This is a genomic window from Streptomyces sp. Y2F8-2 (assembly GCF_014905555.1).
GTDB classification, from domain to species: Bacteria; Actinomycetota; Actinomycetes; order Streptomycetales; family Streptomycetaceae; genus Streptomyces; species Streptomyces cynarae.
This window is the reverse complement of record NZ_BNGS01000012.1, coordinates 21,439-38,310: the sequence shown is the minus strand read 5'-3', so window position 1 is coordinate 38,310 and position 16,872 is coordinate 21,439. Positions and strand designations below refer to the sequence as shown.

The following is a 16,872-nucleotide window of genomic DNA, read 5'->3' as shown; positions in this document are numbered from 1 at the left end:
TGTCCGGTCAGCCGTCGGCAGGTGTTTCACGACTCACACCGACCCGTCGCCAACCCCCCTGACGGATGATCAGCCCGAATCACCGGGTGCGGATCCAGACGGTCTTCTCCCGGGTCCACTGGTCGAAGGCGTTGGTCGATTTCTCCGCGCCTCCGAACCCGGACTGTTTCCAGCCGCCGAAGGGTGTGGTGATGTCGCCCTCGCTGTAGGAGTTGACGGAGACCACGCCGGCCTGGACGCCGCGTGCCAACCTGAGGGCGGTGTCGAGGTCGCGGGTCCATACCGAGGCGGCGAGTCCGTATTCGGTAGCGTTCGCCAGGTGGATCGCCTCGTCTTCGGAGGCGAAGGTCTGGACGGTGACGACGGGGCCGAACAGTTCCCTGGTGAGCACGTCGCTGCCTTCGGGCGCGTGGGTGATCACGGTGGGCGGGTAGTAGGCCCCACGCTGCGGCAGGCCGTGCGGCAGCCCTCCGGTGTGAATGCGGGCTCCACCGGCCCGGGCGGCTTCCACCGCCGCCGCGACCCGGTCGAAGGCCGCCCGGTCGATCAGTGGCCCCACCTGAGTGCGAGGGTCCGCGGGATCACCGATGACCAGGCGCTTCGCGGCGATCGTGAACCGCTCCAGCACCTCGTGGGCGATGCTGTGGTGGACCAGGACGCGGGAACCGGCCGTGCAGTTCTGCCCCATCGTCAGGAATGCGGCCTCGATCATGTGGTCGATGAGCTCGTCGCCGTAGGCGAGCGCGTCGGACATCAGCACCTGGGGGCTCTTTCCGCCCATCTCCAGACAGACGCGTTTGAAGTTGCTGTCGGCCGCGTCCTTGAGGATGCGGCGCCCGGTTTCGGTGGAGCCGGTGAACGAGAGAGCGCCCACGACGGGGCTGCGGGCCAGGGCTGCGCCGGTGACGGAGCCGTGGCCGGTCAGGACCGTGAGGACCCCCTCGGGGAGGCCGGCCTCGGCGGCGAGTTCAGCCAGGTGCAGGGCCGAACGCGGGGTCGCCTCGGCGGGCTTGACCAGCAGGCAGTTGCCCGCGGCGAGGGCGGGACCGGCCTTCCACGCGGTCATGGCCAGCGGATAGTTCCAGGGCAGGATCGCCGCCACCACGCCGATCGGCTCCCGAGTCATCAGGCCCAGGCTGTCGTGTCCGGTTCCGGGTGCGATCCTGCCGAACACTTTGTCAGCCGCTTCGGCGAACCAGCGGATCGACTCGACGGCGCCGGGCACATCGCCGGTGAGGCACTCCGTGATCGGCTTTCCGGCGTCCTCGCTGTCCAGCCGGGCCAGAATCCCGGTGTCGCGTTCCATCAGGTCGGCGAGCCGCAGCAGCACCGCGGCGCGTTCCCGGACCGGCAGCTGCGACCACACGCCGGATGCGAGGACCTGCTCGGCCCGCTCGGCCGCCTTGGCGACGTCTTCCGCGCTCGTGGCGGGCACAGTGGTGATCAGCTCCCCGGTGGCCGGGTTGACGACCTTCAGCGTGGCGGGGCTCTCGGCTGCGGTCATTTCTCCTCCACCAGTTCCCAGCGTCCGTCGACCCGCCGGGCCAGTCCCCGGCGGCGCAGATCCTCGAGATAGCGGGCCATGCCGCGCTCCCCCCTCTGCCGGAACAACGGGAACACCTTCGGCAACAGGTTCGGCGCCAGCATCGCGAGCCGGACCAGACGGGACTCTCCGGTCCGGGGGTATGCCTCCAGACGGGGCTTGTCGAGCAGGGCCACCACGGCCGCCACGACGTCGGCGGGCTGCTGTGGCGGGTCCTGGAACTGCATGGAGTTCCCGCCGTCCACGGCTTCCTGGCGCAACATGCGGGTGTCGGTCGCCGACGGCAGCACCGATCCGGCCAGGATGCCCTTGCTCCTCAGGTCGAGCCCGATGGCGAGCATCGCCCCGCGCAGCCCGAACTTCGAGGCCGTGTAGATCGGAGTCTCGCCCAGCGGGAAGATCCCGCCGAGGGAGACGGTGGTGACCACGCGGGCGTCCAGGGACGCCCGCAGCAGCGGGATCGCGATCCTGGTGGCGACCAGTGGCGAGATCAGGTTGAGGGTGATCTCCTTCTCGATGCTCTCGACGCTGCGCACGTCGAAGCGTTCGGCGCTGGTCATTCCGACGTTGTTGACGAGCACGTCGAGGCGGCCGTACGCGTGGGCGACCTGATCGAAGAGGTGCTCCACCTGTGCCCGGTCCACCAGGTCGCAGCCGATGGCTGTGTGTCCGGCGCCGGGAAGCTCGGCGGCGACCTGCTTGGCACGGGCACCGTCGATGTCGACGACCACGCAGCGGGCGCCCCCGGCGGCGAAGCGACGGCACATCGCGCTGCCGATCCCACCGGCGCCGCCGGTCACCAGCATGACCTTGTCATGGAAGTCGAAGCCGCTCATGACACCGTCTCCACGTCCCGCAGGGACCGCACGCGCGGCGGTCGGCCTTCGGTGCGCCAGCCCATCTCGGCCGCGATCCTGACGAGGTGCTTCACGAGGGCCCCGCTGTCGACGTAGCCGGTGTGCCGGGGCGAGTCGACGAACTTGATGCCGCCGGACAGGTCCGGGCGGTCGGTACGGATCATGCCCCCGAATCGCTCCGCGTTCGGCAGCCGGTGCCGTGCGTCGTGGATGTGCCCGGCGATCAGCTGGGCCTGGGTGTCGAAGAGCCGGTACGCGCCGGAGTTGGTCTCGACGAAGCCGACTCCGAACAGGCCCTGGTGCTCGCGGGAGAACGACGACAGGTACAGGTCGGGGTGCTGCTCGTCGCCGAAGTACTTCTGCGCGACCGGCACCTTGTGGACGTAACCGGTGGCCAGCAGGATCAGGTCGAAGTCGTCGCGGGTGCCGTCCGTGAAGTGGACCGTCCTGCCCTCGGTGCGGGCGATCCCCGGCTTGGCGGTGATGTCTCCGTGCTGGAGGTGGTGGAGCAGCATCGAGTTGATCGTGGGGTGGGTCTCGAACAGCTTGTGGTCCGGCTTCTGCAGGCCCAGGCGCGTCGGGTCGCCGTTGAGGATCCTCAGGAGGGTGCCGAAGACCCGCTGCGCCAGCCACATCGGCAGGTGCGGCCCGTCATTGGCGATGGTGTCCACCGGCCGGCCGAAGAGGTGCTTGGGGATGAACCAGTAGCCGCGGCGCATGCTGATCACCGCGTGGTCGGCGCTGCGGGCCGCGTCGCAGGCGATGTCGCAGCCGGAGTTCCCCGCTCCCACGACCAGGACCCGCTTGCCGCGCAGTTCCTCGGCGCTGCGGTAGCCGATCGTGTGGCGGACCTCGCCGGTGAAGTTCCCCGGCAGCTCCGGGATGTTGGGGTGCCACTGGGAACCCGTGCACACCACGACCTGGCTGTGCACGGTTCGCTCTCCGTCGGTCCGGGTGACCGCCCAGGTGCCGTCGGCGTTCTTCTCGACGCTTTCGACCTCGACACCGAACTGGATGCGCTCCGTCAGCTCGTAGGCGTCGGCGAAGGATTTCAGGTACGAGAGGATCTGCCGGTGCGGGGGATAGTCTGCGAATTCGTCGGGCATGGGAAATCCTCCGAAGCCCGAGAGAGTCTTGCTGGAAATGAAATGGGCCGACTCGTACATCGGGCTGCCAGGGTTGTCGATGTCCCAGATGCCTCCGGGCCCAGTGTGCCGCTCGAGATGCGTGTACGGCAGGTCCCGCTCCATCAGGGCTCTGGCGACCGCCAGCCCGGCAGGACCCGCTCCGATCACGCACGTGTCGTACTGAACATTTCCCATGAACCAGATCCTTCTTTCCAGCCGTTCACCGCCCCATTCCTGAAGGGCTGAAGGGAACTTATTCATCTGCAATGCAACGGAAAACGGTCCGTGCGGTCAGAGAGGGGGCTCGGGCGGCCAGATGCTCGCCGCCCACGCACCGACCACGCTGCCTGCGAGGCGTCCGGCTCCGGCTGCGGTGCGCGGGCGCGGGCGCGGTTTCGCGGGCTCGGCAGAACCCGGCAACGGCTGCGCGCGGCCTACGCCGTGAACCGGTGGTTGAAGGATCGTGCGGTCGCCAGGATCGCGAGGACCAGTGCGGCGGGGATCGCGTAGGCGAGTCGGAAGTGGCCGGTGGACCCGAGGACTCCGCTGGCTGCCCCGCCGGCGAGCACACCTGTGTAGTTGAAGACGTTCATACGGGCCAGGACCGCTTCGGCCGCCCCCGGTCGCAGACGTCCGGCGGACGCGAGGCACAGGGGGACGAGTGCGGAGACCCCCAGCCCGGTGCACGCGGCGGCCAGGACCGCGTACGGCCAGGCGGGGGCGGCTGCCAATCCCGCCAGCGCCGTGGCGGTGAGCAGAGTGGCGGCACGGACCACGGCCACGGGGCCGATCGTGCGTACGAGGTGGTCGGCGCAGGCCCGCCCGGTGACGGTGCCGATCTGATAGGCCGCGTAGGCCAGGGGGGCGATGGACAAGGCGGTGTCCAGTGTCTGGTGGAGATAGAGGGTCGACCACGACGAGACCGTGGAGTCGATGACATAAGCGACCAGGAGGACAAGGCCGAACGGGGCGAGTCTCACCCACAGTCCGCGACCGAGCACGACGGACTCCTCGTGGTCGGACACGGCGAACGTCGAGTCGGTGGGAAGCGCGTGAGAGCGGACGCTCAGGGCGAGGGCCAGGACGAGGCCGGCCTGTGCCGTCAGGGTGTACTCGGCGGACCAGCCGAGGTGAGCCGTGCCCGCCGTGAGGAGAGCGGCCGCGACGCCTGCTGCGCTCCAGGCGGCGTAGAAGGAGGCGAAGATGCTCCGGCCGTAGTGGCGTTCGACGGCCGCGGCCCGGGTGTTCGCCGACACGTCGATGCACCCGAGCGCCATGCCGAACAGCCCGTAGGCCACCGCGGCCAAGGCCCGGTCGGGAGCCCAGCCGATCAGCAGCAGAGCCGCGGCGGTCGCCACGACGGCGGCCCGCATGGCGGCGACCAGCCCCAGACGTCGGATCACGGCCAGTCCGGCGAAGCTGCCGACGCCCGCGCTCAGCGCGACGGCCACGACGAGCACGGTCATCGTCAGCGGAGAGAGCGCGAGACGCTCCTTGACAGCGGGCACCGTAGTGGACACCGCGGCCACCGATGCTCCCTGGGCGGCGAACACCGTCGCCACGACCCGTCGGGCCGCCGCAAGCGGGCTCCGGCGCACAGATCGTCGCCGAGCCGGCGTCTGAAGAGGTGCAGTCATGATGAGCCTTCGTTTCTTGGGCCCTCACGCCGGTATCCCGTGCGCCACGGACGGCTGGGCGGGCGGGTTTCCGCACAAGGTAGGGAGGGCGAAAAGGCCCGGTGCAGCGCGCCAGAGGCCGAAACAGGGGCTTCGGCGGCCACGCCCGCGACAGGCGAGGCCCGGCTGCTTACAGTGAAGCGAGAAACGCCCTGGTGAGAGGGAACGCGATGCCCGATGCTCCCGCCCCGGTCACTTCTCCTGGAACGAGCCGCAGCACCTCGGCCACCATCGCGCCGAACATCCTCCGTTACCTCGCCCGGGTCGCCGGCGAGTCCGGCGTCGACCTGCAGCCGCTGCTGACCCGGGTCGGGCTGGACCCGACGGTGATGGGCTCCGCCGCCCTGCGGGTCTCCTACCGGCAGGGCAGCGACGTCATCCGCCAGGCGGTGGAGCGGACCGGGGACGAGCACCTGGGGCTGCGCGTGGGCGCGGCGCAGCACCTGACCGCGTGGGGGCTGATCGGCTTGGCCATGATGGCTGCCGACACTCTCCAGGACGCCATCGAGGCCGGCGTGCGCTATCAGAACCTATCCGGGGCGATGACGGTGTGGTCGGCCCGCTGGGAGGACGCCGGCTACGTGTTGCGCGCCGATCTGCCGGACCCCGCACTGGATCCGACCGTCGCCGTCTTCCTGATCGAGGAGGCGTACTCCAGCGTCGTCACCCTCACCCGCCTGAGCGTCGGCGCCGCATTCGCCCCCCAGGCGGTCGAGTTCGCCTTCCCCGCCCCGCGCGACACGCGCCCGTTCGACGAACTGTTCCGCTGCCCACTGCGCTTCGACGCTGCAGGCAACCGCATGGTGATCCCCGCTCGGTGGGCCCGTGCGACCATGCCGGGGCGGGACCCCATCACCTGCGCGTCGGTGCTCGACGTGCTGGAGGAACAGATGGCGTCACGGCGCGACCAGCAGGACCTGCTCGAGGTGCTGGAAATCTCCATCGCGCAGAGCCTTCCCGCCGTCCCCTCTTTCCTCGAGCAGGCCCGCAGGCACGCGTCCAGCGAACGCACTCTGCGCCGTCGCCTGGCCGAGTGCGGCACCACCTACGAGGCGATCGTCGACGGGGTGCGCCGCGAGCAGGTCGAACAGCTGTTGCGACGATCGGAACTGACGCTCCGTGACATCACACGCCAGGCCGGCTTCGCCGACGTCAGTGCACTGCGGCGGGCGGTGCGCCGGTGGCACGGAGTGACCCCGCTCGAGTTGCGCACCGCACTGCTGGAGCGGGAGGTGCCCACCGGCCGACGCCACACGTGACGCCGTCGCCGAACGCCGACCGGCAGCGGAGACCTGCCCGGAGGCCGTACGGTCTTCGAAAGCCACCGCTCCCACCCGGCGCGCCCGCGTCGAACGGCTCGCCGAAGCACTCGCCGCTCTGGCCGCCACAGCATCGCCGAGAACTTCGACGTGTTCGAGTTCGAACCGTTAGACCGCCCTGGGCCACGGCCCTGCTCACCCCTGGCGAAGGCCCTCGGCCAGGGCGGAGCGGTAGTACTCCAGCCGGTCCGCGTCCTCGTCGACGAACTCGAGAATGTCGAACACAGCCTCGACGTCTCCGGACACGGCCTCCGCATACAGCACCAGGATGCCCTCACGCACCGCGGCTACGCACTCCTCCTCCAGATCGGGGCGACCGGCCTCGACCTCGCTTCGATGCGACTCCCCTGTCACGAGGAACTCCAGCATCCCCAGGAAGTGGCCCCTGACGGAGTCGTGCAGATCCTCCCCCAGCGCCGTGAGCATCACCGGCACGGCATGCGGGGCCACCTCGAAGAGCATGCTCTGCACCTCGAGGTGGTTCTCCAGCGTGTGCCCGATGGTCTCCTGCCTGCTGCGGGCTTCCAGGAGCCTGCTGAACGACTCCGCCAGATGCGCACCCGACTGCCCGCAGCCGCAGCGCAGTGCGGACCAGTCGTGGCGTCGCAGTTCCAGGATCGATGCCCTCATCACTGCCCAATCATCCATGGTCCCTTGGGGTCGTAGATGACACTGTGGACGAAGTTGTCAGCGGGATAGTTGCCCTGGCAGGTCGTGCAGATCTCCTTCTCCTGGAGAATCTTGCCGTTCCCGTCGTCGAAGTCCTCCCGCCGGATCGCCCTGGTGAAGACGACGTCGTCCGCGTCCCAGCCTGTGTGGTCGAGGATGTTCGGCTCGGCGCAGCTGCCGTTGCCCGAGCAGCCCACCGCGATGTCCCCCGTCTTCTTGTGCACGGCGGCCGTGTAGGTACGGGACTTGGCCTTGCCCGTCGCCCTTTCCGCCGCCTCGTACCGCAGACCGGTGGCTTCCGAGATACGGTCGTCCATGTTCCAGTTGCCCTGGGCCCGGTGGACCGTGATCGTGGGCTGGAACTTGCCCTTGTTGCCTCTGGTGCCCTTGCCCGCGGCGCAGTTGTGAACGAGGGTCGACGTCTCGCCCGCCGCCACGTAGTACGTGTGCGCCGTGTCGACCGTCAGGTTGTAGACCGCCGCCTGTTGCGTCCATGCGCTGACCGCTTCGACCTGGACCCAGGTACCGGAACCCGTCTGGAGCCACTGGCCGGGCTTCAGCTCGCCGGCCTTCAGCCACTTCTTCAGGTCCGGGACCCAGAAGGGGTGGCCCGCGGTCGCCGTGACGGTGTCCGTCGCGTGGCCCTTGTCGCCGTCCGTGTCGATCGTGAGCTTGACGAGGTTCTTCGTGCCCTTGCCCTTGATCGTGTCGGTGACCTTCTCCTTCGAGGTCTTGCCGGTCGTCGGGTCGGTGGCGAGGACCTCGTCGCCCTCCTCGACCTTCTCGATCGGTTTGCGGCTGCCGTCCGCCATCACGACTTCCGTACCGGGTACGAAGCTGTTGCCGCTGGCGAGAGACGCCACGTCGCCGGCGGTCGAGACGCATTCCGCCACCGACTCGGCCTCTTCGAGGACCTTCTTGCCCTTCTCCGCCGCCTTCGCGATCTCGTCCGCGTACTTCGCCGCCTTCGCCGTCATCCGTCCGGCCTTCGCCGCCCGGACCGCCGCCGCGCCGGCGCCGCCGAGGACGATGCCGCCCACGGTCGCCGCCGCCCAGGCGCAGGACTCCATGTCGCCCGTGGTGACGCAGTTCTTGATGTCGTTGAAGCCGGTGACGTCGCCGACGATGTTGCCGACCGTCTTGACGTCGTCCCAGACCTCGCCCCAGTCGACCGCGTCCGAGACGCTCTCCACGACGCTCCCGACCTGCTTGACGACCTCGTCGCGGATGGCGTCCGCGGCCTTGGCTGCATCGGCGACCACCTGGACGGCCGCGCCGACGACGATCGCCGGAAGGTTCGGGTCGGCGGTGACGATCGCCTTGCCGACGGCGATCAGCGGCTTGGTGGCCGCGAGGATCGCCGGGATCGGGTTGTGCTGCGCCGCGAAGGAGGCCGCCTGCCTGGCCTTCTTCGTGATGTAGACCTTGGCCTGGTAGGCCGCCCTGGCGGCCTGTCTCGCCTTCTCACGGGCCCACTCGGTGATGCCCGTCTTCTGGCCGACCCACTTGACGGCGTTGACCGTGGCGTCGACGACCGTCTTCAGCCCCGACTTCCGGTACACCCAGCTGGCAGCCTTGCCGACGTAGCTCAGCGCCAGCTTGAACGCCGCCCCCGGGTTGTTCCACGCCCACTGCACGCCGTGCCAGACGGACTGGGCGGTCTTGGAGACCCAGTGCGCGCCCTGGCGGAGCTTCTTGCCCGTCCAGCTCACGGCCTTCTTGCACCAGCCGCAGCTCGGCCAGTGGCCGTCCGGGTCGGTGTAGTCCAGCGGGGCGCCGGCGCCGTAGGTGTAGCGGTTCGCCAGGATCGAGGCGCCGGAGCTGTAGATGTAGGAGTCCTGGGAGTCGAAGGTGCCCGTCCCCGGGTCGTACCAGCGGGACTGCATGTCGACCTGGTCGGTGTCCGGGTCGGTCCAGCCGCCCTGGTAACCCACGTTGCCGTGCATGTCGGCCGTGCCGAGCACCCGGCCGAACGGGTCGAAGGCCGTGGACTCGTCCAGGGCGGTGGCCGCGCCGTCCGCCGCGGACATGCTGCCGACGACGTCGCCGTGCTTGTCCTCCAGCGTCAGCCGGGCCGCACCTCCGCTCTCGGCGATCGACAGGAGTTCGTCCGCCGCGCCGCGGCCGTACGTGGAGTTCTGGTCCTTGACCGGGTCGGGTGCGAAGCCGGCGTAGGAGAAGTCCACGCCGTTGCGAGCCGCGACACGGTCCAGCGAGTCGTACGTGTACTGCGTTCCGGACTCGCCCGCCTTCACCAGCCGGTCGAAGGCGTCGAAGGTGAAGTCCTCCTTCAGACCGGAACTGGTGCGCGACGCGAGCGTGCCGCGTGAGGTGTAGTCGTACGTGTAGTCGCCGTCGGACAGCAGCCGGTTGCGCTCGTCGAAGGTGGCGGTCTTGCCGCCGTTCTTCACACGGTTGCCGCTGTCGTCCCAGCCGTACGCCGTCGTCGTGCCGCCGGCCGTCCAGGAGGTGAGGCGGCCGGCGTAGTCGTAACCGTAGGTGTTGGTCCCGGCCTTGGCGGTGCCCGTCGTGGTCTTCGACGTCAGCCGGTCGTCGGTGTCGTAGCCGTAGTCGGTCGACGCCATCGTCTGGCCGGCGCTGTTCTTCAGCGTGTCGGTGTCGAGCCGGCCCAGGTCGTCGTAGGTGAAGCTGCGGGACTGGCCCGCGCCGTAGTCGACCTTCTTGACCGCGCCCGATCCGTCGTAGGTGTAGCTCTGCCGCACACCGGTGAGCGGGTCGGTCGCCGAGGTGAGCTGCTGCTTGGCGTAGCTGAAGCTCGCGGTGCCGGCCGCGTCGGTGCGGCTGGTGAGCAGGCCGTCGCTGTCGTACTGGTACGTGGCGTCGCCGGACGGGCCGGTCGCCTTCAGCAGTGAGCCCCGGTCGTCGTACTCGTAGGTGTCGTCGCCCTTCGGTGAGGAGGCCTGGACCAGCCGGCCCGCCGGGTCGTACCGGAACCGCTTCTCGGGGGTCGTCACGTCGGCACCCGTGCCGGTCTCGCGAACCAGTTGCCCCGCCTTGTCGTACTCGCGCTCGCGGACCACGTTGCCCGGCGCGGTGAGCTTCACGGGCTCGCCGTCGGCGTCGTACGCGGTCGTCCAGGTACGGGCTGCCGGGGACGGGTCGCGATCGGTCGCCGGCTCGATCACCGACTCGGCGAGACCGAGCGTGTTGACGGTGTAGATCGTCGAGTTCCCGCGGCCGTCCGTGTAGCGGGTGCGGTTGCCGAGCGCGTCGTAGCCGAAGGACGTGGTGATGGACTTGGTGTCGGAGACCGGCTCGGTCTGGGTGGTCAGCCGGTTGAGGGCGTCGTACGTGTACGTCGTCGTACGGTTCAGCGGGTTGGTCGACGTGACCAGGTTGCCCGCCTTGTCGTAGGTGTAACTGACCTTGCGCAGCTGGCTGTTGGCCGGGTCCAGGTCCTGGTCCTGGACGAGCTGGCCGAGCTGGTCGTAGATCTTCGCGGAGGTGCGGCCCATGCCGTCCGTGCGGCGCACCTCGCGGCCCGAGGCGTCGTAGCCGAGCTGGGTGACGGCGCCGCTGGGCTCCTGCAGTCTGGTCAGCTGGCTGAGGCTGTCGTAGGTGAACTGGCTGACGGCGCCGCTCGGCGCGGTCTGCTTCACCACGTTGCCCGCGTCGTCGTACTCGTTGCGGGTGGTGAAGGCGCCGGGCTGCGGCTTGCGCTCGATCTGGGTGGTGGTGACCGGGCGGTCCAGGTCGTCGTAGGTCGTCTCGGCGCGGGCACCGCTGGGGTCCGTGACGGACAGCACCTCGCCGGTACGGGTGTACGTGTACTTCCACTGGCCCCGCTCGTCGCCCGTGCCGACGGGCACGTCCTTGACGGTGAGCCGGTTCTGGCGGTCGTACTGGAACTTGGTCACGCGGCCGAGCGGGTCGGTGCTCTCGGTGAGGTTGCCGAGCGCGTCGTAGGTGTTGGTGACGGTCGGGGCGACGGTCTGCGTGGAGCCCGGCGCGGTGTAGGAGGGCGCGGTCGCGGTGGTCACGCGGCCCAGCCGGTCGTAGGCGGTGCGGTTGACGTTCCCGAGCGCGTCGACCGACTCCGTGACCGCACCGAAGGTGTCGTAACCGGTGAAGGTGGTCGGCCGCGAGGTGGCGGGCGTGCCGCCGCCGGACTCGGTCTGCACGGCGGGCGCGGTGACGGAGACCGCCCGGCCCAGCTCGTCGTAGCCGTACTCGGTCTTGTTGCCCGCCGGGTCCGTCTTGGAGGTGGTGAGCCCGCGGTCGTCGTAGGTGTAGTCGGTGGTTCGCGAGTCGGTGCCGTTCTCGACCGTCTCGTGAAGGACGTTGCCCGCGTCGTCGTACTCGTAGCGGACGGAGTCGCCGCTGACGCTCACCGGCCAGGGGACGTTGGACGGGGAACCGCTGGAGGCGGTCGTCAGCACGTTGCCGGCGGGGTCGTAGGTGTACGTCGTGCGGCGCGCGAGTCCACCCGGGTCAACGACCTCGGACTTCACCCGGCCGACCGGGTCGTAGGTGTACTCGGTGACGAGCTTGCCGCCCGCGGTCGTCTCGGTGAGGACGTTGCCGGCGCCGTCGTAGGTGTCGGACTCCACGACGATGTCGCGCTTGGTGCCGTCGGGGTTGTGGAAGTCCTTGAGCGTGATCGACTTGACCAGGTCGTCGCCGTAGTACTGGTACATCAGCGAGCGGCCCATCGAGTCCGTGTGCCGGGCCAGCCGGCCGCCCATGTCGTAGGCGTACGACTGCAGGACGGTGTAGCTGTCGTCGCCGCCGTCGTCGTCCCAGTCGCGCAGCCGGGTCTCGGCCAGCATGTTGCGCGCGGTGTAGACGTAGTCGAAGTGGTTGCCGTTCGCGTCCACCATGGACGTCTTGTTGCCGAAGACGTCGTAGGTGTACGAGGTCTCGTTGCCCTCGGCGTCGGTGACCAGCTCAGGACGGCCGTGGTCGTCGAGGCCGAAGGTCATCACCCGCGCGGCGTCGCCGCCCAGCAGGTCGCTGATCTCGGTGCGCACCACGTTGCCGTCGGCGTCGTAGTCCGTGGTGGTCCGCTGCTGGTGCCTGCCGGAGGTGACGGCGTTGGTCGCCGCCGGGTCGGTGAGGGTGTGGACCCGGGAGAGCTTGTCGTAGGTGAACGTCGACGTCGTTCCGGCCGGCTGGGCGTCGGTGACGACGGTCTCGGTGAGCTTGCGGCCCAGTGCGTCGTACGTGTACTTGGTGACGCCGCCGGACGGGTCGGTCACCCAGGCCAGGTCGCCGTTCTTGTAGTACTGGTAGCGGGTGATCTTGCCGCGTGGGTCGGCGGTGGTGAGCGGCAGGCCGGTGGGCGTGTTGCCGCCCCCGATGGCCGGCTCGGTACCGGTCGTGTACGTGTTTCTGGCCGTGCCGCCGTCGGGTGCCGTCTGGGTGAGCAACGCACCGCTGGTGTTGTACGTGTACTTGGTGAGGTAGCGGTTGTCGGTGGGGCCGGTCGAACGGCCGTCCCGGGTCTCGGACGGCTGGTCGGCCCGCAGGTCGAAGTCGCCGCTCGGCGTCGGGTAGGTGGTGTACGAGGTCTGGCAGTCGCCGGCCGAACGGCAGGTCGTCCGGCTGGTCACGTTGCCGCGGTCGTCGTAGCCGAGGGTGACCTTGTCGCCGTTCTCGCTGGTGATCCCGGTCTGGAAGCCGTTGTCGTCGTACTCGAAGGAGCGGATGGCGACGCCGTCGACCGGGTAGCGGATGAAGTCCGGGCCGTCGCCGCCGTTACCGGGCGGATTGGTGCAGAAGGCCGGGTCGCCCGGGTCGGGCTGGGTACAGACCTGCCCGGGGTCGGTCGGCGACGGGGACGGGGCCTTGGTGACGGACTCCCGGGCGCCGAGCGCCATCGGCTCGCCGTAGCGCAGCAGCCGCGAGGACAGCCCGTCGTACTCGTAGAAGTACGGGGCGTCCATCGGGTCGCGCACCTCGACGGTGCGGCGCAGGTCCTTGTCGTTGCCGAAGACAGCGGGCGTGCCGATCTTCCACGTGCCGCCGTTGCGGTCGGTGTACTCCTGGACGCGGTCGCGGTTGGTGTCGTACTGGACCTCGGAGGCGATGCGGCCGCTGGGCAGCGTCGTCTTCGTCAGGACGTCGGCGGTGCGTCCGCCCTCGCGGTAGTGGGCGGTGACGGCCGCCGTGCCCAGCGGGTGGTGGTAGACGGCGACGTCGTCGACGGTGCCCGCGAAGGACTTGGCGGCGGTGGAGCCCCAGCCCGGCCAGGAGGCGGGGGTGGTGGCGTAGGCGGCGCCGATCTGGTTGTAGGTGAGGTTGGTCTGCAGCGGCTGCTTGCCCGTGAGGGTCCCGGAGAGCTTGCCGTCCAGATAGAGGCTCTGGGTGGAGCCGGACATCGACAGCGCCGCGTGGTGCCACTGGCCGTCGTTGACGTTCTTGGTCATGTCGGTGATCGGCCCGGCGGTGCCGGTCCAGAACTGGCCGCGGAGCTTTCCGTCGGTGCCGACGTACAGCATCGGGACACCGGTGCCGGGCGTGGTGCCCCAGGCCTTGTCCTGGTACCCGACGAGCGGGCCGCCGACGCCGCCCGCGATCGTCTTGAACCACACCTCGACCGCTGCGTCACGGCTCTTCTTCAGCGTGCCGGCGGGCAGGTCGACGCGTGAGGTGGTGCCGTTGAAGGACGCGGCGGTGCCGGGGTCGCCGGTGATCGCACCGGCGGCCTTCAGGGTGACGTTCTGGTAGGTGCCGCGGTCCTTGCCGAGGTTGGCCTCGTTGGCGCTGTTCGCCGCGGTGCCCTCCTCCTCGCCCAGGCGCCAGTAGGACTCGGGGCGGGAGTCGAGCACGGTGGTGGCGTAGTGGCTGCCGGTGCCGTAGCCGTACTGGGTGCAGCCGTTCAGCGGGTCGCAGACCTTGTCGAGCAGATCGCCGGTGTAGCTGTACGTCCAGGTCAGCGGGGCACCGTCGACGGGGGTCGTCTGGACCCTGGTGACGTGCGCGCCGGTCCAGGTGAAGGTCAGCGAGCGGGAGGTGCGGTTGTTCGTGGCGGTCGCGAGCTTGCCGGCGCTGTAGGTGTAGGTGACCGAGTTGGAGTACGCGTCGGTGATCTTGGCCAGGAGACCGGTCGTGCTGAAGTCGTACGTCGTACCGGACTTGTCCTGCAGCGCGTAGGTGTCGGCCGTGGAGTCGAAGGTCAGCTTGGCGAAGCGGCCGGGCGGCGGGGCGTACGTCCCGTCGGCGTTCTTGCCGAAGCGGACGTCCTGGCCGTCGGGGTAGCGGATGACGACGTTGCCACTGCCGTCGTCGTCCGGCGTGAGCCGCATGTCGAAGCGCGTCGTCCAGCCGGCGCCGAAGGCGAGGTCACGCCGCGGGTCGAGGCTGTTGTAGGTACGGATGAGCGTCAGGTCGGGACCGACGCCGGCGAGGGACGCGTCGGTCGCGCTGGAGGTGAAGTTGCCGACGTTGGGGTCGAACTCCTTGCCCTGTGCCTGAGAGAGCCGCGAGGTGATCTCGGGCTGCGGAACGGCGGCGACCAGCGCCACCTGCTGGGTGGGCACCTCGTTGGACGCGTCCTTGACGAAGCCGCGCCACAGATAGGTCTTGCCCCACTTCAGCCGGCCGGAGGGCACCGGGTAGGCCGAGCTCGTCTGGTAGGCGGAGGTCGTGCAGGCGGTCGGCTTGCCGTCCTTGTCCGCCTCGCAGATCTCGAACTTGTACTGGAGCGAGGAGCCGGGGGGCGCGTCGATGTCGACGCCGGCCGCCCACAGCTGCGGGGTCAGGGTCTGGGCCTGGTAGCCGTTGGGCGGGAACTGCTCCTTGACCACCGGCGCGATGTCGAAGACCTGGATGGTCAGCCGGCCCGGCGGCACCTGCTCGTCGGTGAAGACCTTGCCGCCCTGACGCACCATCGTGAAGTCGAGCATGTAGACGCCCGGCGGGAGCGCCTTGATGGTGGCGTCGACCGTCGCCTTGGCACCGTGGGCCACGTTGCCGGTGAGGTTGCCCGCACGCTGCTGCGTGACCAGCTTGCCCTTCTTGTCGTAGGCGCGGTAGGCGAGGTAGTAGGTGGACGGTGTCCAGGTCTCGGCGCCCTTGTTGGTGACGGCGACCTTGACCTGCCCGGCCTGGTTCTGCAGTACCGGCGGGTCGGGGACGGGCTTGGGGAAGCTGTAGGAGGCGTTGTACGGGGAGTGCGTGACGTACAGCTTGGGCGGGTTGGCCGAGGCGTGGCCGGTGAACTTCTTGAACGCGAGCGAGTCGGTGGCCGAGGCCCGCAGGGACAGGCCGTAGTTGGCCTGGGTGCCGTTGACCCAGCGCTGCACCAGGTCGCGGCCGCCCTTGCCGAGGTCGAACAGCTCACCGGCGGTGGGGCAGGCGGACTTCGACTGGCCGAAGCCTATGTAGCCGTAGGCGAAGGACTTCGACGCGAGGGCGCCGCCGACCGAGGGGCCGGGGTAGGCGGTGCCGGTGCCGGCGGTCCACGACTGGGTCACCGGGTGGACGGAGACGGAACGCGGCTTGCAGGAGGCCGAGTCGAAGTTCACGACCTGCAGCTGCACACCGAAGATCTGGTGGTACCTGAGCTCCTCGTCGAGGCCGGGGAAGCCGAGGTAGGCGGCGGAGGCGCCGTCCGGGCCCTTGCCGACCTGCAGTTCGCTGGAGCCGACGACGGAACCGCCGCTGCGGACCGTCATGGAGGTGGAGGCGGACGTGGTGTCGACGGAAGGGTCGATGTGGACGGGGTAGGCACGGGCGGGGTCGGCCAGCCAGTCCCGGTCGACGGTCATCTTCAGCGCCTGGCCGCCGTCCCGCTCGACGAGTTCGTACGACACGGCGTGTGAGACGGCGTGGGCGGCGTCCTCCATGAAGCCGGCCGGGATGGCGGCGCGGGCACGGCCCTTCGCGTCGGTCAGCAGAATCGATCCGCCGTCGGCTCGGGCGGTGAGGCCCTTGAGGTGGAGCGGGAAGAGGAAGCTGTTCGGGGCGGTGGCGGACTTCAGGACGAGGGTCTCCTTGACCCCGCCGGCGTGCGAGTCCAGCCAGAGGTCGGTCCCGGGGAACACCTGCTCGTAGGTGACGCGGGCACCGTCCGCGCTGCCCGCCACGGAGGCGGCGCCGCTCAGCCCGTACCCGAAGGACTCTCCGGACGGCAGGGTGACGGAGGCGAGCCGGCCGGCGTCGGCCCGGTCGGCGAAGCGCAGGGCCACGGAGTCGGCGGCGTTGGCCCAGCCGCCGTCGTCCTCGACGAGCGAGGTGTTGATGGTCCGCCAGACTCCGCGGCCGTCCCGATAGTTGATGGGGTCGGTGGAGATCTCGCTGGTGCGGGTGCCGTCCTCGTTGGCGTACGTACGGCTGCGGGCGTCGCGCTCCGAGACGATCTCTTTGCTCGTCCTGCGGTCGAAGCCCTTGATCTTCGCGGGGGCCGGGGCGGTGACCTCGACCGCGTTCTTCCGCGCCGCGGGCCGTGCGGCCGGCGGGCTCTTCAGCGGGTACTTGGCCCGCAGGGACCGCGGCGCGTCGTTGTTGCGCCCACCGCCCGCCAAATGGCTCAGCCCCTCGGCACTGCCCCAGCGCTGGCCGGGACCCTTGGCGGCGGCCGGCTCCTCGGGGAAGAGATGGATCCCGACGCCTGCGACGGCGAGCGAGCCGACGGCGATGACCGTTGCCACGGCGAGCGCGATGGCCTTGCCCCAGTGCGAACGCAGAAGCCTTGGCATGAGTAACGAGCGCGCAAGT

At 69.7% G+C, this 16,872-nt stretch carries 7 protein-coding genes; 1 reads left to right on the top strand and 6 read right to left on the bottom strand.

Annotated features, from left to right (window positions below):
- Positions 1–79: 79 nt before the first annotated feature.
- The 4 genes from SY2F82_RS32550 to SY2F82_RS32535 form a co-directional block, all read right to left on the bottom strand.
- Positions 80–1,504 (bottom strand): aldehyde dehydrogenase family protein, encoded by a 1,425-nt coding sequence (locus SY2F82_RS32550; RefSeq protein ID WP_200421934.1) that lies wholly within the window; start codon positions 1,502–1,504, stop codon positions 80–82.
- Complete coding sequence (locus SY2F82_RS32545) at positions 1,501–2,379, bottom strand: SDR family NAD(P)-dependent oxidoreductase (RefSeq protein WP_200421935.1); 879 nt, start codon at positions 2,377–2,379, stop codon at positions 1,501–1,503. Before SY2F82_RS32545 ends, SY2F82_RS32550 begins: the two co-directional genes overlap by 4 nt.
- Positions 2,376–3,722, bottom strand: coding sequence for an NAD(P)/FAD-dependent oxidoreductase (locus SY2F82_RS32540; protein WP_200421936.1), 1,347 nt, complete (start codon positions 3,720–3,722; stop codon positions 2,376–2,378). Before SY2F82_RS32540 ends, SY2F82_RS32545 begins: the two co-directional genes overlap by 4 nt.
- A 239-nt stretch (positions 3,723–3,961) precedes the next feature.
- Entirely contained in the window at positions 3,962–5,164 is a 1,203-nt protein-coding gene (locus SY2F82_RS32535; protein WP_200421937.1) for an MFS transporter, read from the bottom strand.
- A 209-nt stretch (positions 5,165–5,373) separates the two neighbouring features.
- On the opposite strand from SY2F82_RS32535, the gene SY2F82_RS32530 reads away from it, so the two are divergent.
- Entirely contained in the window at positions 5,374–6,462 is a 1,089-nt protein-coding gene (locus SY2F82_RS32530; RefSeq protein WP_200421938.1) for an AraC family transcriptional regulator, read from the top strand.
- Positions 6,463–6,657: 195 nt separating this feature from the next.
- Here SY2F82_RS32530 and SY2F82_RS32525 read toward each other — a convergent pair whose 3' ends face one another.
- A complete protein-coding gene (locus SY2F82_RS32525) occupies positions 6,658–7,152 on the bottom strand; it encodes a hypothetical protein (protein ID WP_200421939.1) in 495 nt (164 codons plus the stop codon).
- Positions 7,152–16,853, bottom strand: coding sequence for a polymorphic toxin-type HINT domain-containing protein (locus tag SY2F82_RS32520; RefSeq protein WP_200421940.1), 9,702 nt, complete (start codon positions 16,851–16,853; stop codon positions 7,152–7,154). The genes SY2F82_RS32525 and SY2F82_RS32520 overlap by 1 nt, the downstream gene beginning before the upstream one ends.
- Positions 16,854–16,872 lie beyond the last annotated feature (19 nt).